This is a genomic window from Burkholderia sp. lig30 (assembly GCF_000687455.2).
In the GTDB taxonomy this organism is placed as follows: domain Bacteria; phylum Pseudomonadota; class Gammaproteobacteria; order Burkholderiales; family Burkholderiaceae; genus Burkholderia.
This window is the reverse complement of record NZ_JGVW01000117.1, coordinates 1-20,979: the sequence shown is the minus strand read 5'-3', so window position 1 is coordinate 20,979 and position 20,979 is coordinate 1. Positions and strand designations below refer to the sequence as shown.

20 protein-coding genes and 2 pseudogenes are annotated in these 20,979 nt (G+C 67.3%); 14 read left to right on the top strand and 8 right to left on the bottom strand.

The annotated features are described in order from the left end of the window. Positions 1 to 430 (top strand): sensor histidine kinase (locus LIG30_RS22200; RefSeq protein WP_235510363.1); only part of this gene is annotated, 430 nt, incomplete at its 5' end. Between the two features lie 24 nt (positions 431 to 454). Here LIG30_RS22200 and otnI read toward each other — a convergent pair. Continuing rightward, positions 455 to 1,231, bottom strand: coding sequence for a 2-oxo-tetronate isomerase (gene otnI / locus LIG30_RS22195; protein WP_038715535.1), 777 nt, complete (start codon positions 1,229 to 1,231; stop codon positions 455 to 457). A gap of 160 nt (positions 1,232 to 1,391) precedes the next feature. Next, entirely contained in the window at positions 1,392 to 2,474 is a 1,083-nt protein-coding gene (locus tag LIG30_RS22190; protein WP_038715533.1) for a GlxA family transcriptional regulator, read from the bottom strand. Positions 2,475 to 2,755: 281 nt separating this feature from the next. Between LIG30_RS22190 and LIG30_RS22185 the strand changes: the two genes are divergently transcribed. The 6 genes from LIG30_RS22185 (at position 2,756) to LIG30_RS22160 (ending at position 10,018) form a co-directional block, all read left to right on the top strand. Continuing rightward, the gene (locus tag LIG30_RS22185) at positions 2,756 to 4,141 is read left to right on the top strand and encodes an L-serine ammonia-lyase (protein ID WP_038715530.1); all 1,386 of its coding nucleotides are present in this window, start codon (positions 2,756 to 2,758) and stop codon (positions 4,139 to 4,141) included. A 15-nt stretch (positions 4,142 to 4,156) separates the two neighbouring features. Beyond that, the gene (locus LIG30_RS22180; RefSeq protein WP_038715527.1) at positions 4,157 to 5,401 is read left to right on the top strand and encodes a sarcosine oxidase subunit beta family protein; all 1,245 of its coding nucleotides are present in this window, start codon (positions 4,157 to 4,159) and stop codon (positions 5,399 to 5,401) included. A gap of 172 nt (positions 5,402 to 5,573) precedes the next feature. Next, positions 5,574 to 5,870, top strand: a complete 297-nt coding sequence (locus LIG30_RS22175) for a sarcosine oxidase subunit delta (RefSeq protein WP_038715525.1) — start codon at positions 5,574 to 5,576, stop codon at positions 5,868 to 5,870. Beyond that, the gene (locus tag LIG30_RS22170; protein ID WP_038715523.1) at positions 5,867 to 8,878 is read left to right on the top strand and encodes a sarcosine oxidase subunit alpha family protein; all 3,012 of its coding nucleotides are present in this window, start codon (positions 5,867 to 5,869) and stop codon (positions 8,876 to 8,878) included. The genes LIG30_RS22175 and LIG30_RS22170 overlap by 4 nt, the downstream gene beginning before the upstream one ends. After that, positions 8,868 to 9,506, top strand: coding sequence for a sarcosine oxidase subunit gamma (locus LIG30_RS22165; protein WP_038715522.1), 639 nt, complete (start codon positions 8,868 to 8,870; stop codon positions 9,504 to 9,506). Before LIG30_RS22170 ends, LIG30_RS22165 begins: the two co-directional genes overlap by 11 nt. Next, positions 9,503 to 10,018 (top strand): dihydroneopterin aldolase, encoded by a 516-nt coding sequence (locus LIG30_RS22160; RefSeq protein ID WP_083494139.1) that lies wholly within the window; start codon positions 9,503 to 9,505, stop codon positions 10,016 to 10,018. Before LIG30_RS22165 ends, LIG30_RS22160 begins: the two co-directional genes overlap by 4 nt. 154 nt (positions 10,019 to 10,172) lie before the next feature. Here LIG30_RS22160 and LIG30_RS22155 read toward each other — a convergent pair whose 3' ends face one another. From LIG30_RS22155 to osmF, 5 genes are all read right to left on the bottom strand, one after another. Next, the gene (locus LIG30_RS22155; protein WP_038715521.1) at positions 10,173 to 10,871 is read right to left on the bottom strand and encodes a transglycosylase SLT domain-containing protein; all 699 of its coding nucleotides are present in this window, start codon (positions 10,869 to 10,871) and stop codon (positions 10,173 to 10,175) included. Between the two features lie 169 nt (positions 10,872 to 11,040). Beyond that, entirely contained in the window at positions 11,041 to 11,805 is a 765-nt protein-coding gene (locus LIG30_RS22150) for an ABC transporter permease (protein WP_038715519.1), read from the bottom strand. Then, complete coding sequence (locus tag LIG30_RS22145; protein ID WP_038715518.1) at positions 11,802 to 12,740, bottom strand: ABC transporter ATP-binding protein; 939 nt, start codon at positions 12,738 to 12,740, stop codon at positions 11,802 to 11,804. The genes LIG30_RS22150 and LIG30_RS22145 overlap by 4 nt, the downstream gene beginning before the upstream one ends. After that, a complete protein-coding gene (locus tag LIG30_RS22140) occupies positions 12,737 to 13,915 on the bottom strand; it encodes an ABC transporter permease (protein ID WP_038715515.1) in 1,179 nt (392 codons plus the stop codon). The genes LIG30_RS22145 and LIG30_RS22140 overlap by 4 nt, the downstream gene beginning before the upstream one ends. After that, entirely contained in the window at positions 13,912 to 14,847 is a 936-nt protein-coding gene (gene osmF / locus LIG30_RS22135; RefSeq protein ID WP_038715513.1) for a glycine betaine ABC transporter substrate-binding protein OsmF, read from the bottom strand. The genes LIG30_RS22140 and osmF overlap by 4 nt, the downstream gene beginning before the upstream one ends. A gap of 205 nt (positions 14,848 to 15,052) precedes the next feature. Here osmF and LIG30_RS22130 point away from each other — a divergent pair, with 205 nt between their 5' ends. Together LIG30_RS22130 and LIG30_RS22125 are read left to right on the top strand one after the other, a co-directional pair. Further along, the gene (locus LIG30_RS22130) at positions 15,053 to 15,541 is read left to right on the top strand and encodes an OsmC family protein (protein WP_038715511.1); all 489 of its coding nucleotides are present in this window, start codon (positions 15,053 to 15,055) and stop codon (positions 15,539 to 15,541) included. 170 nt (positions 15,542 to 15,711) lie between these two features. Next, positions 15,712 to 15,945 carry a type II toxin-antitoxin system Phd/YefM family antitoxin gene (locus LIG30_RS22125; RefSeq protein ID WP_038715509.1) on the top strand — a complete coding sequence of 78 codons (234 nt, stop codon included), beginning with the start codon at positions 15,712 to 15,714 and terminating at the stop codon, positions 15,943 to 15,945. Positions 15,946 to 15,975: 30 nt separating this feature from the next. On the opposite strand, the pseudogene LIG30_RS25665 reads toward LIG30_RS22125, so the two are convergent. Then, positions 15,976 to 16,270: pseudogene (locus LIG30_RS25665) on the bottom strand (IS5/IS1182 family transposase); the annotation flags it as partial. Positions 16,271 to 16,646: 376 nt separating this feature from the next. On the opposite strand from LIG30_RS25665, the pseudogene LIG30_RS25660 reads away from it, so the two are divergent. From LIG30_RS25660 to LIG30_RS22100, 5 genes and pseudogenes are all read left to right on the top strand, one after another. Then, a pseudogene (locus LIG30_RS25660) lies at positions 16,647 to 17,033 on the top strand (contractile injection system protein, VgrG/Pvc8 family); the annotation flags it as partial. A 269-nt stretch (positions 17,034 to 17,302) separates the two neighbouring features. After that, positions 17,303 to 17,908 carry a DUF3304 domain-containing protein gene (locus LIG30_RS25655; protein WP_083494138.1) on the top strand — a complete coding sequence of 202 codons (606 nt, stop codon included), beginning with the start codon at positions 17,303 to 17,305 and terminating at the stop codon, positions 17,906 to 17,908. Between the two features lie 15 nt (positions 17,909 to 17,923). Continuing rightward, positions 17,924 to 19,141 (top strand): T6SS phospholipase effector Tle1-like catalytic domain-containing protein, encoded by a 1,218-nt coding sequence (locus tag LIG30_RS22110; RefSeq protein WP_083494137.1) that lies wholly within the window; start codon positions 17,924 to 17,926, stop codon positions 19,139 to 19,141. Beyond that, entirely contained in the window at positions 19,138 to 19,743 is a 606-nt protein-coding gene (locus tag LIG30_RS25650) for a DUF3304 domain-containing protein (RefSeq protein WP_235510362.1), read from the top strand. The genes LIG30_RS22110 and LIG30_RS25650 overlap by 4 nt, the downstream gene beginning before the upstream one ends. A gap of 15 nt (positions 19,744 to 19,758) precedes the next feature. Then, positions 19,759 to 20,979, top strand: a 1,221-nt coding sequence (locus LIG30_RS22100; protein ID WP_160326719.1) for a T6SS phospholipase effector Tle1-like catalytic domain-containing protein, incomplete at its 3' end; no start/stop codon positions are given.

Genomic DNA, 20,979 nt, shown 5'->3' with positions numbered 1-20,979 from the left:
AGGAGCGGAAGGAGCGGAAGGCGCGTTGTTCGAGCTCGGCCTGCGGGCCGGCCCGGCGTTCACGCTGCCGGGCGTGCTGCTCGACCGGCTCGTCACCAATCTCGTCGACAACGCGCTCGAGCACGGCGCGGCGCCGGTGCGGATCGACACGGCACGGGAAGGGGGCGACTGGGTCCTGAGCGTGCGCGATCATGGCCCCGGCATTCCCGAGGACAAGATCGCCGCCGCGATGAAGCCGTTCGTCCGGCTCGATGCGGCGCGCGGCGGGGAGGGCCACTGCGGGCTCGGGCTGGCGATCGTGTCGCGCCTGACGCGCGATCGCGGCGGCCGCTGCGACGTGACCAATCATCCGGGCGGCGGATTGCTGGTTCGCGTCGCGCTGCCTGCCGGCACGCCGGCCGCGCGCGGCGGCGGCTCGAGCGGGCCGTGATCGCGGTCGCGGGCGTCCGGGGCGTCACAGGTAAGGCTGAAGCCAGCCGAGCCCCGCCGACGTGCCGGCCTTCGGCCGGTATTCGCAGCCGATCCAGCCGTCGTAGCCGAGCGCGTCGATCCGCTCGAACAGGTACGGATAGTTGAGTTCGCCGATGTCCGGCTCGTGGCGCTCCGGCACGCCTGCGATCTGGATGTGGCCGATGCCCGCGATGTCGCGCTCGAGTTTCTTCGTGAGGTCGCCTTCGACGATCTGGCAGTGATAGCAGTCGAACTGCACCTTCAGGTTCGGCGCGCCGACCTCGGCGCAGATCGCCTGCGCGTCGTCCTGGCGGTTCAGGAAGTAGCCGGGCATGTCGCGCGGGTTGATCGGCTCGATCAGGATCGTGACGCCGTGCGCGGCGGCGGCCTGCGCGGCCTGCGCGAGATTCGCCAGATAGGTGGCGCGATGCCGGGCGCGATCCTGGCCGGGCGCGATCACGCCCGCCATCACGTGCAGTTTCGTGTTGCCGAGCGCGCGCGTGTAGTCGAGCGCCGTGTCGAGGCCGCGCCTGAATTCGTCTTCGCGGCCGGGCAGCGACGCGATACCGCGCTCGCCCGCCGCCCAGTCGCCGGGCGGCGCGTTGAACAGCGCCTGCACGAGGCCGTGCGCGTCGAGTTGCGTGCGGATCGCATCGGCGGAGAAATCGTACGGGAACAGGTATTCGACCGCGCGGAAGCCGTCGCGCGCGGCGGCGGCGAAGCGCTCGAGGAACGCATGCTCGTTGTACATCATCGTGAGGTTGGCGGCGAAGCGCGGCATGGCGGCACGTCCTGAATCGAAAAGGGGGGGAACGCTGGGTATCGCGGCAGTATGCCGTTTCCGCGTGAATCGCGCGGCACCCGGCACCCGGCAACCGGCGAACGGCGGGTAGGCGACGGGGCCGGAACCAGAACGCGCGCCGGCCGGCTCGGGCTGAACGTCAGTCGATCACAGCCGAATTTTCGCTATCTTCGTCGATTGAGCCGATCGCACCGGCTTCGTCGCCGCCTGTCGCGCCGCCCCGCTCGCGGTAGGCCGCCGGCGGCACGCCGAACTGCTTGCGGAATTCCCGTCCGAGGTGCGACGCGTCCGCGAACCCGCAGCTCGACGCGATGTCGGCGACGGTGCGGTCCGAACTCGTCAGCAGCCACGCGGCGGTGCGCAGTCGCACCTGCTTTGCGAACGCCTGCGGGCTCTTGCCGGTTTCCGCCTTGAACAGCCGTTCGAGCTGCCGCGTGGACAGGTCGAGCTTGCACGCCAGCTCGTCGAGCGGCAGCGCGCGGCCGACGTTCTGCTCCATCAGCAGGATCGCGCGCTTGACCTTCGGGTGCGTCGCCGGCTCCAGCCCCGGCGGATGCGGCTGCGGCGCGTTGCCCTTCTGCATTTCGCCGACCAGCAGGATGCGCAGCGCCTTCTGCACGGTCGAGTGGTCGAAGTGGCGCAACAGGATCGCGGCGGCGACGTCGATCGACGCGCGCCCGCCCGAGCAGGTGATGCGGCGCCGGTCGATCACGAACAGGCGGTCGGCGATCAGCAGGTCCGGATCGACCGACGGGAAGCGCTCGATGAAATCCCAATAGTGGAACCAGCTCACGCAGATCCGGTGCGCGTCGAGCACGCCCGCGCGCATCAGCGCGAACACGCCGGTGCAGATGCCGACGATCGTCGCGCCGCCGGCGGCCGCGCGGCGGACGAAGTCGAGCGTCTCCGGCCCCGCCTGCGGCCCGGAGTGCAGCAGCCCGCCGACCACGACGACGTAGTCGAACGGCTCGGCGGTGTCGAAGGTCTCCCACGGCGTGATCTGGATGCCGCAGCTCGCGCGCACCGGCGCGAGCGTGTCGCCGATCACGCTCCACGCGCAGCGCACCGGCTTGCTGTAGTCGCCGTCGTCGGCGGACAGCCGCAGCATGTCGACGAACCCGGAGAACGCGGTCAGCGTGAAGTTCGGCAGCAGCACGATGCCGAAGCGGATGCGCCGCGGCGCCGGCTCGGCGGCGGAAGAAGCGGGAACGTCGGGTGTCATGGCGGCAAATGTCATGTCGGGCTCGCCGAAGCGGGCGGATCTCGGGTGTCGGGTTCGGCCCGGCGAGCGGCGCCCAGGTCGCCAGCGTCGCCGAACGGCCGCGCGCGGACTTGCGTTTTTCCGTCGCGAATCATCGTCGACGCGCACTTTCGGCGCACCGGGCGAAGCGCGTGGCGGCAGTGTCCCACATCGATGCCGTTTTTGTTCTATCGGCGGATTTTACGCTTTGATGTACTGACGTCCAACGTGATTCCTCGCGTACGAACGCAAAGGTACCCCAGATGAACGTCAGCGTCTTCGACCTGTTCAAGATCGGCATCGGCCCGTCCAGCTCGCATACGGTCGGCCCGATGATCGCCGCGTGCCGCTTCGCGTCGCACGTCGAGGACGCGAACCTGCTCGGCTTCGTGCGGCGCGTGCGGGTCGAGCTGTACGGCTCGCTCGGCGCGACCGGCAAGGGCCACGGCACCGATAAGGCGGTGCTGCTTGGCCTCGAGGGCCATCTGCCCGACACGATCGATCCGGACCTGATCGAGCCGCGCCTCGCCGCGATCCGCGCGGGCAAGTCGCTGTCGCTGCTCGGCCGGCAGCCGGTCCGCTTCGACGAGAAGGCGCACATCGGCTTCTATCGCAAGCTGATGGGGGGCACGAGCGTCGTCCATCCGAACGGCATGCGCTTCCAGGCGTTCGACGAGCACGGCCAGCTGCTGGTCGAGAAGGAGTATTACTCGGTCGGTGGCGGCTTCGTCGTCAACCGCGACGGCGACCGCGTCAACGGCGTGCGCGCGGCGGTCGAGGTGCCGTATCCGTTCCGTACCGGCGACGACCTGATGCGCGCGTGCCGCGACAGCGGCCTGTCGATCGCCGCGCTGATGTGGCGCAACGAGTGCGCGCTGCGCCCGGCCGCCGACGTGCGCGCGAGCCTGCTGGCGATCTGGCGCACGATGGCCGCGTGTGTCGAACGCGGCTGCCGCGCCGAGGGCGAGCTGCCCGGGCCGATGCGCGTGAAGCGCCGCGCGGCCGAGCTGAACGGCCAGCTGCGCGCGCGCTCGGAGGAATCGTTGCGCGATCCGCTGTCGATGCTCGACTGGGTCAATCTGTACGCGATGGCCGTCAACGAGGAGAACGCGGCGGGCGGCCGTGTCGTCACCGCGCCCACCAACGGCGCGGCCGGCGTGATTCCGGCGGTGCTGCACTACTACGTGAAATTCGTGCCGGGCTCGAACGACGACGGCATCGTCGAATTCCTGCTGACCGCCGCGGCGATCGGGATCATCTACAAGGAAACCGCGTCGATCTCCGGCGCGGAAGTCGGCTGCCAGGGCGAGGTCGGCGTCGCGTGCTCGATGGCCGCCGCCGCGCTCGCGGCGGTGATGGGCGGCACGCCCGGCCAGGTCGAGAACGCCGCCGAGATCGGCATGGAGCACAACCTCGGGATGACCTGCGACCCGGTCGGCGGCCTCGTGCAGATTCCGTGCATCGAGCGCAACGCGATGGGCGCGATCAAGGCGCTGAACGCATCGCGGATGGCACTGAAGGGCAACGGCCAGCACTACGTGTCGCTCGACTCGGTGATCAAGACGATGCGCGAGACGGGCGCCGACATGAAGACGAAATACAAGGAAACGTCGCGGGGCGGTCTGGCCGTGAACGTCATTGAATGCTAACGAAGGGTCCATCACATGAGCCGCTATTCGATATTCAGCCTGTTTCGCAACGGCCTCTCGTATCACGAGAACTGGGAGAAGCAGTGGAAGAGCCCGGAGCCGAAGCGTGAGTACGACGTCGTGATCGTCGGCGGCGGCGGGCATGGCCTCGCGACCGCGTATTACCTCGCGAAGGAGCACGGCATCACGAACGTCGCGGTGCTCGAGAAGGGCTGGATCGGCGGCGGCAACACCGCGCGCAACACCACGATCGTCCGCTCGAACTACCTGTGGGACGAATCCGCCGCGCTGTACGAGAAGGCGATGAAGCTGTGGGAAGGGCTGTCGCAGGACCTGAACTACAACGTGATGTTCAGCCAGCGCGGCGTGATGATTCTCGCGCACACGCTGCAGGAAGTGCGCGACACCGAGCGGCGCGTGCAGGCGAACGTCCTGAACGGCATCGACGCGGAATACCTGACGCGGGAACAGATCAAGCAGATCGAGCCGACGATCAACCTGGACAGCCGCTATCCGGTGCTCGGCGCGTCGATCCAGCGGCGCGCGGGCTGCGCGCGGCACGACGCGGTCGCATGGGGCTTCGCGCGCGGCGCGGATCGCGCGGGCGTCGACATCATCCAGAACTGCCAGGTGACCGGGATCCGCCGCGAAGGCGGCGCGGTCACGGGCGTCGACACGGTGAAGGGCTTCATCAAGGCGAAGAAGGTCGCGGTGGTCGCCGCGGGCAACACGACGACGCTGGCCGACATGGCCGGCGTGCGGCTGCCGCTCGAAAGCCACCCGCTGCAGGCGCTGGTGTCGGAGCCGATCAAGCCGGTCGTCAACTCGGTGATCATGTCGAACGCGGTGCACGCTTACATCAGCCAGTCCGACAAGGGCGACCTGGTGATCGGCGCGGGCATCGACCAGTACGCGGGCTTCGGCCAGCGCGGCAGCTTCCAGGTCATCGAGGGCACGCTGCAGGCGATCATCGAGATGTTCCCGGTGTTCTCGCGCGTGCGGATGAACCGCCAGTGGGGCGGCATCGTCGACGTGACGCCGGATGCGTGCCCGATCATCACGAAGACCGACGTGAAGGGGCTGTATTTCAACTGCGGATGGGGCACGGGCGGCTTCAAGGCGACGCCCGGCTCGGGCTGGGTGTACGCGCACACGATCGCCCGCGACGAGCCGCATCCGCTGAATGCGCCGTTCTCGCTGGAGCGCTTCTACACCGGCCACATGATCGACGAGCACGGCGCCGCCGCCGTCGCGCACTGAACGCCCGCACTGACGTGTATGGGACCAGAGTAGGCGCTAAAGCGCCAACTCGGGTCGACAGCTTTGCATGGGACCAGCGTAAGCGCTAAAGCGCCAACTCTGGTCGACAGCTTTGCATGGGACCAGCGTAAGCGCTAAAGCGCTAACTCTGGTCGACAGAGGAGAAGGAAACATGTTGCTGATCGAATGTCCATGGTGCGGCCCGCGCGCCGAATCGGAATTCAACTGCGGCGGCGAGGCCGACATCGCCCGCCCGCTCGACACCGACGCGCTGTCCGACCGCGAATGGGGCGACTACCTGTTCATGCGCAAGAACCCGCGCGGCGTGCACCGCGAGCAGTGGCTGCACACGCAGGGCTGCCGGCGCTGGTTCGTCGCGACGCGCGACACCGTCACCTACGCATTCCAGGGCTACGAGAAGATCGGCCAGCCCGACGCCAACGCACACGAAGAGGGTACGAGCAAATGAGCCAGAAAGACCGTCTCGGCACCGGGGGCCGCATCAATCGCGCGATTCCGCTGACCTTCACGTTCAACGGACGCACGTACCAGGGTTTCCAGGGCGACACGCTCGCGTCCGCGCTGCTCGCGAACGGCGTGCACTTCGTCGCGCGCAGCTTCAAGTATCACCGCCCGCGCGGGATCGTGACGGCGGGCGTCGAGGAGCCGAATGCCGTCGTGCAGCTCGAATCCGGCGCGTACAGCGTGCCGAACGCGCGCGCGACCGAGGTCGAGCTGTACCAGGGCCTCGTCGCGACCAGCGTGAACGCGGAGCCGTCGCTCGAGCATGACCGCTACGCGGTCAACCAGAAGCTGTCGCGCTTCCTGCCTGCCGGCTTCTACTACAAGACCTTCATGTGGCCGCGCAAGATGTGGCCGACCTACGAGGAGAAGATCCGCGAGGCGGCCGGCCTCGGCAAGGCGCCCGACACGCTCGACGCCGACCGCTACGACAAGTGTTACGCGCACTGCGACGTGCTCGTCGTCGGCGGTGGCCCGACGGGCCTCGCGGCCGCGCACGCGGCGGCAGCGACGGGCGCGCGCGTGATGCTCGTCGACGACCAGCGCGAGCTGGGCGGCAGCCTGTTGTCAGGGCGCACGGACATCGACGGCAAGCCCGCGATGCAGTGGGTCGAGCAGATCGAGACGGACCTGCGCAAGCGGCCCGACGTGACGATCCTGTCGCGCAGCACGGCGTTCGGCTATCAGGACCACAATCTCGTGACGGTCGTGCAGCGCCTGACCGATCATCAGCCGGTGTCGATGCGCAAGGGCACGCGCGAGCTGCTGTGGAAGGTGCGCGCGAAGCGCGTGATCCTCGCGACCGGCGCGCACGAGCGTCCGATCGTGTTCGGCAACAACGACCTGCCGGGCGTGATGCTCGCGTCGGCGGTGTCGACCTACATCCACCGCTACGGCGTGCTGCCGGGCCGCGACGCGGTCGTGTTCACCAACAACGACCGCGGCTACCAGGCCGCGCTCGACCTGAAGGCCTGCGGCGCGAAGGTGACGGTGGTCGACGCGCGCGAATCCGCGAGCGGCGCGCTGCCCGCGGCGGCGAAGCGGCAGGGCGTGACGGTGATGAGCGGCGCGGTCGTGACGGCCGCGGCGGGCAAGTGGCGCGTCGCGTCGGTGGACGTCGCGTCGTACGCGAACGGCCAGGCGGGCGGCACGCTCAAGACGCTGCCGTGCGACCTCGTCGCGATGTCGGGCGGCTTCAGCCCGGTGCTGCACCTGTTCGCGCAGTCGGGCGGCAAGGCGCACTGGAACGACGAGAAAGTCTGCTTCGTGCCCGGCAAGGGCATGCAGCCCGAAGCGAGCGTCGGCGCGGCGGCGGGCGAATTCGGCCTGGCGCGCGCGCTGCGGCTCGCGGTCGATGCGGGCGCCGAGGCGGCGAAGGCGGCCGGTTTCGCGGCCGCGCAACGCCCGGCGGCGCCGCAGGTCGCGGAAACGGTGGAGGGCGCGCTGCTGCCGGTGTGGCTCGTCGGCAGCCGCGACGCGGCCGCGCGCGGGCCCAAGCAGTTCGTCGACTTCCAGAACGACGTGTCGGCGGCCGACATCCTGCTCGCCGCGCGCGAAGGCTTCGAGTCGGTCGAGCACGTGAAGCGCTACACGGCGATGGGCTTCGGTACCGATCAGGGCAAGCTCGGCAACATCAACGGCATGGCGATTCTCGCGCAGGCGCTCGGCAAGACGATTCCCGAGACCGGCACGACCACGTTCCGGCCCAACTACACGCCGGTCACGTTCGGCGCGTTCGCGGGCCGCGAACTGGGCGATTTCCTCGATCCGGTCCGCAAGACCTGCGTCCACGAATGGCACGTCGAGCACGGCGCGATGTTCGAGGACGTCGGCAACTGGAAGCGCCCGTGGTATTTCCCGAACCAGGGCGAGGACCTGCACGCGGCGGTGCGGCGCGAGTGCCTCGCGGTGCGCAACGGCGTCGGCATCCTCGATGCGTCGACGCTCGGCAAGATCGACATCCAGGGGCCGGACGCGGTCAAGCTGCTCAACTGGGTCTATACGAACCCGTGGAACAAGCTCGAAGTCGGCAAGTGCCGCTACGGGCTGATGCTCGACGAGAACGGCATGGTGTTCGACGACGGCGTGACGGTGCGCCTCGCCGACCAGCACTTCATGATGACCACCACCACGGGCGGCGCGGCGCGCGTGCTGACCTGGCTCGAGCGCTGGCTGCAGACCGAGTGGCCGGACCTGAAGGTGCGGCTCGCGTCGGTGACCGATCACTGGGCGACGTTCGCGGTCGTCGGCCCGAAGAGCCGCAAGGTCGTGCAGAAGGTGTGCCGGGACATCGACTTCGGCAACGACGCGTTCCCGTTCATGAGTTATCGCAACGGCACCGTCGCGGGCGTGAAGGCGCGCGTGATGCGGATCAGCTTCTCGGGCGAGCTGGCCTATGAAGTGAACGTGCCGGCGAACGCGGGCCGCGCGGTGTGGGAAGCGCTGATGGCCGCGGGCGCGGAGTTCGACATCACGCCGTACGGCACCGAGACGATGCACGTGCTGCGCGCGGAGAAGGGCTACATCATCGTCGGGCAGGACACCGATGGCTCGGTCACGCCGCATGACCTCGGCATGGGCGGGCTCGTCGCGAAGTCGAAGGACTTCCTCGGCAGGCGCTCGCTCACGCGTTCCGATACGGCGAAGGACGGGCGCAAGCAATTTGTCGGACTGCTGACCGACGACAGCCAGGTCGTGCTGCCCGAGGGCGCGCAGATTGTGCCGCCGGACGCGCATGTGTCGGCGACCGGGACGACGCCGATGATCGGCCACGTCACGTCGAGCTATTACAGCCCGATCCTCAAGCGCTCGATCGCGCTGGCCGTCGTGAAGGGCGGCCTGGGCAAGATGGGCGACACCGTCGCGATTCCGCTCGCCAATGGCAAGCGCGTGACCGCGACGATCTCGAGCCCGGTTTTCTACGATACCGAAGGGGTGCGTCAGCATGTGGAATGAAACGAGAAACCAGACCCCCGCGGCCGATGCGCGCGCGGGCGGCGTGCGGCTCGAGTCGCCGTTCGTCGGCGCGGCGGATCTGATCAACGCGCAACCGGCGCGCGCATCGAAGAAGTTCGTGATGCGCGAGCGGGCCTTTCTCGATCTCGTCAACGTGCGGGGCGCGTTGAGCGAGCCCGCGTTCGTCGACGCGTTCGAGCGGGTGGTCGGCTGCCGTCCGCCGGCCGTGCCCAACACGGTCGCGCGCGGCACGGCGCACGACGTGCTGTGGCTCGGCCCCGACGAGTGGCTCGTCCGCTCGAACGGCCCGGTGCAGGCGGGCGCGCTCGAGGCGGCGCTCGCCGACGCGATGCAGGGCGCATTTGCGGCGGCGGTGGACGTCGGCAGCGGCTATACCGTCGTCGAGATCAGCGGCGAGCGCGTGCGCGAGGTGCTGTCGCGCGGCTGTCCGCTGGACCTGCATCCGGGCGCGTTCAAGCCGGGGCAGTGCGCGCAGAGCCATTACTTCAAGGCGTCGATCGTGCTGGTGGCGACCGGCGACGACACGTTCGAGCTCGTGGTGCGGCGCAGCTTTGCCGATTACTTCTGCCGCATCATGCTCGATGCGGCCGTGCCGCTGACGTCATGAAGCCCGTCGAGGAGCTGTTCGGCAAGCCGCTCGGCAACGCGTTCGATACGCCGCTCGGCGAATTTTTCGGCGAGTCGTTCGGCGGAGCGATTGGCGAACCGGTTGGCGTGCCCGACGCGCCGCGCCTGCGAGGGCGCGGCTGGAGCGTGTTCGTCGATGCGCTGAGCGTGCCCGCGCGGATCGGCATTCATCCGCACGAGCACGAGGCGCCGCAGCCGATCGTGATCGATGTGCGGCTCGGTTATCGCTGCGCGCCGAACGAGGCGAACGCGTGGATCGACTACGACGGCTATTGCGCGCGCGTCGCCGCGTTCCTCGCGCGCAAGCCGCATACGCGCCTGCTGGAGACGCTCGTGGCCGACATCGCGGTGCTGTCGTTTCGTGAATGGCCCGCGCTGGAGACGCTGACGCTCGCGGCGCACAAGCCGAAGATCCGCCCCGGGACGAAGCGTGTCGGCGTGGCGCTCGAGTGGACGCGCGGCGATTATCTGGCGTGGAGCGGCGCGATGTAGCGCCGTTGAGCCGTGCGAGCGCAATGCGTGTGCGTCGCGTCATGCGCTCGCGCCGCATACCGTCGTTCGCGCGCCATGCAGGCCGGCGCGCCGCAACGGGTAGCGGGCATGCTGTCTGACGCGATGAACGGTACGCTCGCGGCGCCGCCCGCCGTTACTGAGTGCTGAGCGCGGACGATGCCTGCGCGGGCGTCGGCGCCGGCATCGCCTGCGCGCCGACGGGCGTCAATTCGCCGGGGGCGGGAGCGGGGGCGGCCATCGCGCTGCGCGGTTCCAGCAGGTGCTTGAACGCCTCGACCCGGTCCATGACCTTGTGCGCATAGGCGTGCGAGCCGCCGTAGCTCTTCAACGCGGCGCTCATGTCGCCGCCGGCCGACTTCACGTAGCCGGACAGGATTTTCGAGCCCACGTCGACGTTCGCGGTCGGCTCGGTCAGGTCCTTCACGTTCCGCAGCAGGCCGCGATGCGCGCCGGGCACGACCTGCATCAACCCGGTCGCGCCGCCGGCGCCGTGCGCCTTTTCCTTGAAGCGCGACTCGATCGAAATGATCGCGTACACCATCGCCGGCGGCAGCGCGTACTTGGTCGCCGTCACGTTGACGATGTCGGCGAGCTGCGCGGCCTTTTCCTTCGCCACGCCGAATTTCTGTGTCAGATACGCGGCGATGCGCGTGTCGTGGCTGGTGCCGGGGTTGGCGGTGGCGTTGTTGCTGGTGCTGTTGTTCGTGTTGGTGTTGTTGGTGTTGTTGGTGCTGGTACTGTTGCTGGTGTCGATGCTGCCGTCGTTTTGCTGCGCGAACGCTTGTTGTGCAAGGCCAAGCGATAACACGATCAGACAAAGTAACCTTCGCATGGTCGGGGCGCCTTGGGTGGATGAAGGGTCATAGTATATCGGCCATCGCGCCTGGCTGCGCGGAATGCGTGCATCGCATGAAAGCTTCGTGTAGGTTTTCGTTCTCCGAACGTCATGCGGCGCGCATGCGCGCCGATGCCTCCGGTCCCGTTCGCGGCCCGCATGCCGCTTACCGTGCCGCCGCATCGGATGCGGCGCGTCGGCGCCGGCTCGCCGCCCGCGCGGCGCTGCCGATCGCGTCGCCGATCAGCACCGCGAGCAGCCCGACGATCATGCCGCCCTGCAGCACGAAGGCGGTATTCGCGGTCTGCAGGCCGGCGATGATCACGTCGCCGAGCCCGCTGGCCGCGACCGTCGAGCCGATCGTCGCGGTGCCGAGATTGATGACGACGGAGAGCCGGACGCCGTTCAGGATCACCGGCAACGCGAGCGGCAGCTCCACCGACGTCAATTGCTGCCAGCCGCTCATCCCCATCCCGCGCGCGGCGTCGACGACGTCGCGCGGCACGTCGCCGATGCCCGCGAGCGTGCTCTCGAACACCGGCAGCAGGCCGTACAGCACGAGCGCGAGCAGCACCGGCTTCGCGCCGAAGCCGGCCGCCGGCACGGCGAGCGCGAGCACGGCCACGGGCGGAAAGGTCTGGCCGATGTTCACGATGCTGCGCGCCACCGGCAGGAAATCCGCGCCCGCCGGCCGCGTGACGGCGATGCCCGCCGCGATGGCGAGCGCGGTGCCGATCGCGCTCGACACGGCGACGATGCCGAGATGCGCGAGCGTCAGGTCGAAGAGGCTCGCGCGGTCGTAGATGACGCTTGCGCCATGCTCCGCGAACGGCGCGAACATCCATTGCAGCCAGACAGGCCGCCACAGCAGCACCAGCAGCAGCGCGAGCGCCGCGCCGCGCGCGACGTGTGCGGCAGGCCGTACCGTCATGACGGCTTCCTCGCGTGCGCGCGGATCGCATCGAGCGAGATGCGGCGCGTGACGCTGCCGTCGGCGTCTTCGACCGGCAACGCGTCGGTGCCGCGCCACAGCAGCTCGGACATGGCGTCGCGCAGCGTGCGCGTCGCCAGGATCGGCGTCCCGTCGGCATGGCCGGGCTCCGCCACCGCGTCGACCGGCGTCAGCGCGAGCAGCCGCAGCGGCCGGTCGACGCTGGCGACCAGTTGCTCGACGATGCCGGCCGCCGGCCGGCAGAGAATCTCCGCGGGCGTCGCGGCCTGCAGCAGCCGGCCGCGATCCATCACCGCGATGCTGTCGCCGAGTCGCAGCGCTTCCTCGATGTCGTGCGTGACGAGCACGACCGTGATGCCGAGCCTGCGCTGCAACGCCAGCAGCTCGTCCTGGGCCTTGCCGCGAATGATCGGGTCGAGCGCGCCGAACGGCTCGTCCATCAGCAGCATCGCCGGTTCGGCCGCGAGCGCGCGCGCGACGCCGACGCGCTGCTGCTGGCCGCCCGACAGTTCATGCGGCAGCTTGTCCGCGAACGCGTCGGGCGCGAGATTGAAGAGCGCGAGCAGTTCGCGCACGCGCGCGTCGATCCGCGCCGGCGGCCAGCCGAGCAGGCGCGGCACCGTCGCGATGTTGCGCGCGACGCTCCAGTGCGGGAACAGGCCGTAGCCCTGGATCACATAGCCGATGCGGCGGCGCAACTGCTCGGGCGGCACGGTCGCGGTGTCCACGCCGTCGATGCGGACCGTGCCCGAGGTCGGCGCGATCAGGCGGTTGATCATCCGCAGCAGCGTCGACTTGCCGCTGCCCGACGCGCCGACGAGCGCGGTGATCGTGCCGCGACGCATCGTCAGCGACACGTCGTCGACGGCGGCGACGTCGCCGAAGCGCTTGCCGAGCCGTTCGAGGTCGATCATGCGGCGCGTCCTTTCGCGAGCGCGGCCGCGGCCTCGAAGACGACGGCCGCGACGAGCGCGAGCGCAATCGTCGGGATCGCGCCGAGCAGCACGAGATCGGCGGCGGACTGCCCGATGCCCTGGAAGATGAAGGTGCCGAAGCCGCCGCCGCCGATCAGCGCGGCGACGGCAGTGAGACCGATGTTCTGCACGAGCACGATGCGCACGCCGCTCAGGATCACCGGCAGCGCCAGCGCGAGATCGACCTGCACGAGGCACTGCAGGCGGGTCATGCCCATCGCGGCGGCCGCCTCGGCGACCTGCGGCGGCACTTGCTGCAGCCCGACCATGACGCTCGATGCGATCGGCAGCAGCGCATACAGGAACAGCGCGAGCGACGCGGGCGCGACGCCGATGCCGCGGATGCCGAGCGCCGCCGCGAGCGGCACGTGCGCGGAAAGCAGGCCGAGCGGAACCATCAGGAGTCCGTACATCGCGATGCTCGGGATGGTCTGCACGATGTCGAGCAGCGGCATGACGACGCCGCGCAGCGCGGCGACGCGCGCGCACGCGATGCCGAGCGGCACGCCGGCCGCGAGCGCCGCCGCGACCGATCCGCCGGCGAGCGCGAGATGCCGCCCGCCTTCCTGCCAGAAGCTGTCGCTGCGCACCGCGTATTCGCGCATCACGGACAGGCCATCCCACCAGCCGCTCTTCAGCAGCAGCGCGAGCAGCGCCGCCGCGACCGCGAGCGCGGCGAGTTGCCGCCACGGCCCGAATGCGACCCGCGCGAGCGCGTCCGCGACGAGCACGGCCCACGCGAACAGCAGCAGCCAGACGCCGGCGGCGGGCGACACGCGCGCGAGCGCGTCGTCCGGCGCGACGAGATGCGTGGCGGCCGCGCCGGTCGCGAAGGCCAGTGTCGCGAGCAGCGCGCAGCCGGCGGCGAGCCGCCATCGCGCGCGGCTCGCGGTCATCGTCCATAACGCGCTCGCGATCCACAGCGCCGCGAGCGCGCCCGCCTGCATGGCCGGCAGCGCGTGGAACAGCGACAGCCCTTCGCCGGCCGCGATCCGGTTCGGCCGCAGCACGACGAACGGCGCGAGCCACACCGCGGCGATCGCGAGCAGGCCGACCGGCACGCCGAGCTTGTCGAGCGCGATGCGACGCGCCCGGGCCGCTGCGCGCGCGGTCATTTCACGAAGCCCTTCGCTTTCAGGTATTGCGCGGCGACGCCCGCCGCCGGCTCGCCGTTGATCTGGATGCGGCTGTTGAGCGTTTGCAGCGTCTTGAGATCGAGGCTCGCGAACACGGGTTTCAGGTAGCCGGCGATCTGCGGATGCGCGTTCAGCACGACTTCGCGGATGATCGGCGCCGGCGCGTAGACCGGCTGCACGTGCCGGTCGTCGTCGAGCACCGTGAGGCCGCTGGCCGCGATGCCGCCGTCGGTGCCGTAGACCATCGCCGCGTTCACGCCGTCGGTCTGGTTCGCCGCGGCCTTGATGGTGGCGGCGGTGTCGCCGCCGGACAGCACGACGAGCTGCGCGGGTTTCAGCTTGAATCCGTACGCCTTCTCGAACGACGGCAGCGCCGACGCGCTGTTGACGAATTCGGCGGACGCCGCGAGCTTGACGCTGCCGCCGCCGGCGACCCACTTGCCGAAATCGGAGAACGTCTTCAGGTGTTGGGCCTGCGCGAGCGGCGCGCGCACCGCGACGCCCCACGTGTTGTTCGCCGGCGATGGCGTCAGCCAGACGATGCGGTTGGCCGCGAAGTCGAGCTTGCGCGCGGTGTCGTAGCCCTGCGCGGCATCCTTCCATACCGGATCGTCGGCCTTGTTGAAGAAGAACGCCGCGTTGCCGGTGTATTCCGGGTAGATGTCGATTTCGCCGCTGGTGAGCGCGCGGCGCACGATCGGCGTCGCGCCGAGCGCGATCTTTTCGGTGACGGGAATGCTGTGCGCCTTCAGCACCTGCGCGATGATGTTGCCGAGCAGGTTGCCTTCGGTGTCGATCTTCGACGCCACCACGACGGCATCGGCGGCATGCGCGCCGGACGCCGCGATGGCGACGGCAACGGCAACGGCGAACGCGGCGCCCGGCAAGCGGGCGGGCAAGGCGAGCTTCATCGGGGCAACCTCCTGCGATCGGCGGGAAATAGGGGGTGTACGTCGAGGCTTAGGGAAACTTACTTGAGTGGGCGGGCTTTGGCAAACTGTGTGCCGATCGGTGGCGTGGGGATAACCCTTGCCCGGTCGTATGCATCGCTACGTTGCTACACTGGGCCGGTTGCGCGCCCGATCCCGAAAGGACGTTTTCACCCGAGGAGCATCAATGTCGACTTATTTCGCCGAAATCGAATGGCAGGCTCAGCCGGAAGAGCGTTTTACCGACAACCGCTACAGCCGCAAGCACACATGGCGCTTCGACGGCGGCGTGACGGTGCCCGCATCGAGCTCGCCGCACGTCGTGCGCGTGCCGTTTTCCGATCCGACGGCGGTCGATCCCGAGGAGGCATTCGTCGCGGCGCTGTCGAGTTGCCACATGCTGTGGTTCCTGTCGCTGGCGGCGGAAAAGCGCTTCGTCGTCACGCGCTATCGCGACGCGGCGGAAGGCACGATGGCGAAGAACGACGCCGGCAAGGAGGTGATGACGCGCGTCGTGCTGAAGCCCGCCGTGACGTTCGGCGGCGCGCTCGCGCCGTCGGATGAGGACGTGGCGGCGCTGCATCATGCGGCGCACGAGGCGTGCTTTCTGGCGAATTCCGTGCGGACGGAGATTGATGTCGACGGGACGTGGGCGTTTGAGGGGGCGGTTGAGTGACGGATGTCGGGGGGATTTTGTGTGGCGGAGAGGCTCCTCATGCAGGGTTCAGTTCCTCGCCGCCCGGCACGTGCTGCATCGATGCTCCAGTGTCGACGAATACGACTTATGAACGTGGTCACCATGAGCCAATTGCGGTGACTATGGCCATATGACTTTCGGAGAAGGTCATGGAAGGAACCGTGGTATCAAAGTCGGAATTCAAGGCAAAGGCGCTTGAATATTTCCGGCAGGTCGAGGCGTCGGGCGAAAGCGTGGTTGTGACCGATCACGGCAAGCCGGCACTGGAAGTCCGCCCGTACCGCAGCATTGACCGCAATCCGCTTGACGTGCTGCGTGGCTCGGTCGTTCGCCATGACGATCCTGAAGCCCCGGTTGATGTGAGGTGGGCGGCAGGGCAGTGATCGTCCCCGACACACTTGCGCGGGGCTGGTTATGGCCGTGGTAACACAGGACGGATGGCGTGCCCTTGCTCTTCTTGAACAGCCGTGCGTCCGGATCCGTGCTCGACTCATGCGTCTCATTACTGCGCCGCTTGCCTTTCCAGTCGGTGTTGGCGTTGCGTCCGACGCTGGTCGGCGGATCGTCCGAGCCGTCCTTAGGACGGAAACTCTTGTGGCAGGCCCACGCCTGAATCAGCGTGCCTGCCGCCGAGAAGTGATCCCGCGCCAGCAGGCGCTGCTTATCCGTCAGGCTCATGACTTCCGAAAAGAATGATTTGACCACTTCCGGCGATGGGCGTGACGGGTATTGGATCTGTCTGATTTTATATAGGGTTTATCTGATTTTTCGGTGGAAATGAGGAGTTTATCTTAATTATTGCGGGGTGATATATTTTGAGATTTCTTGTCTTTATTTAAATCTGGATATTGCTGTTGAGTTGGGCGGAAATTCGCGTTAATAATTCGGATCTTGTCGTGCCGGCCGCTTGCGGATGGCGCACTCGTCGCCGTTGAACGCACATGGGCTAACCGCTTTATCAATCACATGTGCTGCTATGGCTGCCTGAGCCATAGGTCGGTGCCTCTGCCTCGCAATACGCACTTTCGTCTGTCTCGATCCGCGTTGCCGTGCATGCGAGCGCGCGAGTCATGGAGAGATAAAGATGGCCTTGTTTGACGCACTGCGGACGCTGTCGGTTTCCGGCGCGGCCTTGCCGATGCACGGCGACCACCCGATTCTTACACCGCTGAAGCTCGCCGGCGGCGAAACAATCGGCGAGCTGTTCGAGTACACGCTCGAGCTGAAGGCACCCGATGCGCTCGGGTTCTCGCAGTGCGTCGCGGCGAACGTCGATCTCGACAAGCTGATCGGCACGGAAGTGACCGTATCGATCCAGCTCGAGGGCAAAGGGCATTTCATCCCCGGTCTGGCCGGCGATGCCGGGATGGCGAATATCGGCGCGGACACGCGCGAGATCACCGGCGTCGTCACCGATGCGGCGATCGTGTGGGAAAAGGCGCGTTCGATCGTGTATCCGCTCTGCATCCGCCATGAAGTCGCGTACCCCGACGCGCATTCGGATGTCGGCGGCGGCTATGCGCCGAACGAACAGGGCAAGGGGCGTGATCCCGACCAGGGCGACGGCGGCAAGCTCAGCCAGATTGCGCTGCACGACATGTACCTTCACGCGCTCAAATACGGCGTGCCGATGATGAAGGGCGACGAGATTCTGTCCAGGGCGGATTTCAAGGTGGAGTACATCGCCCAAGGCATGATCGACGAAGAACGGAACCGGCTGTACAGAAAGGGAGGCATGCAGTGACGAATCAATCGCGAGTGGCGGTCACCGGCGTGCTGTCGGTGCTCTGTCTGTCGCTGGCTGCGTGCGCAGGTGGACAGCCGAATCGGACGGCAGCGCCAGTCGAGGTGCCTCACCGAGTCCCACTGCTGTCGGGGGACACCAAGGCCTTGAACTATACGCCGTGGTACATCCACACGTTTTCGATGGTGGGGCCGCCTGGGAGCGGTATCCGTGGCGGGGGGCCGAACGTGATGCCGATCGAAAAAAGTGGCAAGCCGTCCGGTGGCGGTAAGGCGGTCTGTTGCACGAGCCTGCCCGCCGAATGGCAGCCGGAGCTGAAGCTGACGGTGCGGTGGCTGGTGGAAAAAAAGAGGCCGGACGGAAAGAAATGGGGCTACTGGTACAAGGCGGAAAACGTGCGGATTGCGCCGTACAGCAGCGGGAATACCGGTGACGCATGGGGCATCTTCCTGCCGGGAGACCGGGTTCGCATCATGCTGACGGATGGTAATCGCGACGGCGGCAACAATCCGAACAACCGTCCGGCGGATAACGATCCGTACATCGCCCAAGGTGTGCTCGACGAAGAATGGAACCGGCGCTATCCACCGGCTCACGACTGACAAGGGAGGAAGACAGTGACGATTCGATGGCCAGAAGCGATGCCGGAGGGCGGCCGGCTGCCGCTATCGCAAAGCGAAGACGCGTTCAAGCTGGGCGCGTTGCGGATGCATGACGAAACCCGGTCGTGCCGGCAGACGTTGCAGATCAGCCTGTTCTTTGACGGCACGAACAACAACGATGCGGCGGATAACCTGCTGCGCGACTCGAACAAGCGGACCCATACCAATGTCGCGCGGCTCTTCAATGTCGCTATTCATGATCCCGAAAACGGCATTTCCAAGTTCTACATCCCGGGCGTCGGCACGCCGCTGCCCGAGATCGGCGAAGAGACCTACCTGCAGATGGGCAAGGCGATGGCCAAGGGCTTCAATGCGCGCTGTCTGCTGGGCTATGTCCGCGTGCTGAATGCTGTCTATCGCGCGATTGCGCCGGACAAGACGCTGGCCCTGATCTCGCCCGACAAGGCGAAAACGCTATGCGACGCCGCCGCAAACGGCGACATGAGCGGGTTCGATGAACCGCTCCAGACGTTGGGCGTGACCCACAAGCTTGCGGTCGATGCCCGTCATCCGCCCGGCACGATCCGGAAGATCTGGATCAACGTGGTCGGCTTCTCGCGCGGTGCCGCGGGCGCCCGCGCATTCGTGCACAAGCTGGTGAACCACTGGGCGCCGGGCGGCAATCTCGTCAGGTTCGGTGGCCAGTATGCGCTGCCATACCAGGTGAACTTCATGGGGCTGTTCGATACGGTCGCTTCCGTCGGACCGCCCGATTTTACCCGCGCGACCGTCGACATCGGCTCGTTCGACGGGCACTTCGCCTTTGCCAGCGGCGGCGCGATGCGCATTCCCGAGTCGGTTCGCTACTGCGTTCACGCGTTCTCGATCCACGAGCAGCGCATGAGCTTTCCGGTCGATTCGATCCGTGAAGCGGGGGGCGCTTATCCGCTCGGCATCCGCCATGAAATCGCGTATCCCGGCGTGCATTCGGATGTCGGCGGCGGCTATGCGCCGAATGAACAGGGCAAGGGACGCGATCCCGACCAGGGCGACGGCGGCAAGCTCAGCCAGATTGCGCTGCACGACATGTACGTTCACGCGCTCAAATACGGCGTGCCGATGATGAAGGGCGACGAGATTCTGTTCAGGGCGGATTTCAAGGCGGAGTACATCGCGCAGGGCGTGATCGACGAAGGATGGAACCGGCTGTACGGAAAGGGAGGCATGCAGTGACGAATCAATCGCGAGTGGCGGTGACCGGCGTGCTGTCGGCGCTCTGTCTGTCGCTGGCAGCGTGCGCGGTCGGACAGCCGACGGGGACGGCAGTGCCAGTCGAGGTGCCTCACCGAGTTCCACTGCTGTCGGGGGATGCCAAGGCCTTGAACTACACGCCGTGGTACATCCACACGTTTTCGATGGTGGGGCCGCCTGGGAGCGGTATCCGTGGCGGGGGGCCGAACGTGATGCCGATCGAAAAAAATGGCAAGCCGTCCGGCGGCGGTAAGGCGGTCTGTTGCACGAGCCTGCCCGCCGAATGGCAGCCGGAGCTGAAGCTGACGGTGCGGTGGCTGGTGACGAAGAAGCGGCCGGACGGAAAGAAATGGGGCTACTGGTACAAGGCGGAAAACGTGCGGATTGCGCCGTACAGCAGCGGGAATACCGGTGACGCATGGGGCATCTTCCTGCCGGGAGACCGGGTTCGCATCATGCTGACCGATGGCAATCGCGACGGCGGCAACAATCCGAACGCCCGACCGGCGGATAACGATCCGTACATCGCCCAAGGTGTGCTCGACGAAGAATGGAACCGGCGCTATCCACCGGCTCACGACTGACAAGGGAGGAAGACAGTGACGATTCGATGGCCAGAAGCGATGCCGGAGGGCGGCCGGCTGCCGCTATCGCAAAGCGAAGACGCGTTCAAGCTGGGCGCGTTGCGGATGCATGACGAAACCCGGTCGTGCCGGCAGACGTTGCAGATCAGCCTGTTCTTTGACGGCACGAACAACAACGATGCGGCGGATAACCCCCTGCGCGACTCGAAAACGCGAACCCATACCAATGTCGCTCGATTATTTAACGTCGCATTGGATAAGAACGATCAAGGGGTGTTCGCCTTCTACATCCCGGGTGTCGGTACGCCGCTGCCCGAGATCGGCGAAGAGACCTACCTGCAGATGGGCAAGGCGATGGCCAAGGGCTTCAATGCGCGCTGTCTGCTGGGCTATGTCCGCGTGCTGAATGCCGTCTACTACGCGATTGCGCCGGACAAAACCTTGCCTTTGATCTCGCGCGACAAGGCGAAAACGCTATGCGACGCCGCCGCAAACGGCGACATGAGCGGGTTCGATGAACCGCTCCAGACATTGGGCGTGACCCACAAGCTTGCGGTCGATGCCCGTCATCCGCCCGGCACGATCCGGAAGATCTGGATCAACGTGATCGGTTTCTCACGCGGTGCCGCGGGCGCCCGCGCATTCGTCCACAAGCTGGTGAACCACTGGGCGCTAGGCGGCAATCTCGTCAAGTTCGGTGGTCAGTATGCACTGCCATACCAGGTGAACTTCATGGGGCTGTTCGATACGGTCGCTTCCGTCGGGCCGCCCGATTTCACCCGCGCGACCGTCGACATCGGCTCGTTCGACGGGCACTTCGCCTTTGCCAGCGGCGGCGCGATGCGCATTCCCGAGTCGGTTCGCTACTGCGTTCACGCGTTCTCGATCCACGAGCAGCGCATGAGTTTTCCGGTCGATTCGATCCGTGAAGCGGGGGGCGCTTATCCGCTCGGCATCCGCCATGAAATCGCGTATCCCGGCGTGCATTCGGATGTCGGCGGCGGTTATGCGCCGAACGAACAGGGCAAGGGGCGTGATCCCGGCCAGGGCGATGGCGGCAAGCTCAGCCAGATTGCGTTGCACGACATGTACGTTCACGCGCTCAAATACGGCGTGCCGATGATGAAGGGCGACGAGATTCTGGACAGCGCGCAAATGCGAGCGGATTTCGCGTTATCTCCCGGCACGATCGAAGCCTTCAACGGCTGGCTGAAAACCGCAGGGCCGATCGGCCGC

Coding starts and splice junctions, on each gene's coding strand:
- LIG30_RS22180 (WP_038715527.1), top strand. CDS start 4,157: ATGAGCCGCTATTCGATATTCAGCCTGTTTCGCAACGGCCTCTCGTAT.
- osmF (WP_038715513.1), bottom strand. CDS start 14,847: ATGAAGCTCGCCTTGCCCGCCCGCTTGCCGGGCGCCGCGTTCGCCGTT.
- LIG30_RS22190 (WP_038715533.1), bottom strand. CDS start 2,474: ATGACACCCGACGTTCCCGCTTCTTCCGCCGCCGAGCCGGCGCCGCGG.
- LIG30_RS22155 (WP_038715521.1), bottom strand. CDS start 10,871: ATGCGAAGGTTACTTTGTCTGATCGTGTTATCGCTTGGCCTTGCACAA.
- LIG30_RS22185 (WP_038715530.1), top strand. CDS start 2,756: ATGAACGTCAGCGTCTTCGACCTGTTCAAGATCGGCATCGGCCCGTCC.
- LIG30_RS22145 (WP_038715518.1), bottom strand. CDS start 12,740: ATGATCGACCTCGAACGGCTCGGCAAGCGCTTCGGCGACGTCGCCGCC.
- LIG30_RS22130 (WP_038715511.1), top strand. CDS start 15,053: ATGTCGACTTATTTCGCCGAAATCGAATGGCAGGCTCAGCCGGAAGAG.
- LIG30_RS22140 (WP_038715515.1), bottom strand. CDS start 13,915: ATGACCGCGCGCGCAGCGGCCCGGGCGCGTCGCATCGCGCTCGACAAG.
- LIG30_RS22170 (WP_038715523.1), top strand. CDS start 5,867: ATGAGCCAGAAAGACCGTCTCGGCACCGGGGGCCGCATCAATCGCGCG.
- LIG30_RS22125 (WP_038715509.1), top strand. CDS start 15,712: ATGGAAGGAACCGTGGTATCAAAGTCGGAATTCAAGGCAAAGGCGCTT.
- otnI (WP_038715535.1), bottom strand. CDS start 1,231: ATGCCGCGCTTCGCCGCCAACCTCACGATGATGTACAACGAGCATGCG.
- LIG30_RS22175 (WP_038715525.1), top strand. CDS start 5,574: ATGTTGCTGATCGAATGTCCATGGTGCGGCCCGCGCGCCGAATCGGAA.
- LIG30_RS22160 (WP_083494139.1), top strand. CDS start 9,503: ATGAAGCCCGTCGAGGAGCTGTTCGGCAAGCCGCTCGGCAACGCGTTC.
- LIG30_RS22165 (WP_038715522.1), top strand. CDS start 8,868: ATGTGGAATGAAACGAGAAACCAGACCCCCGCGGCCGATGCGCGCGCG.
- LIG30_RS22150 (WP_038715519.1), bottom strand. CDS start 11,805: ATGACGGTACGGCCTGCCGCACACGTCGCGCGCGGCGCGGCGCTCGCG.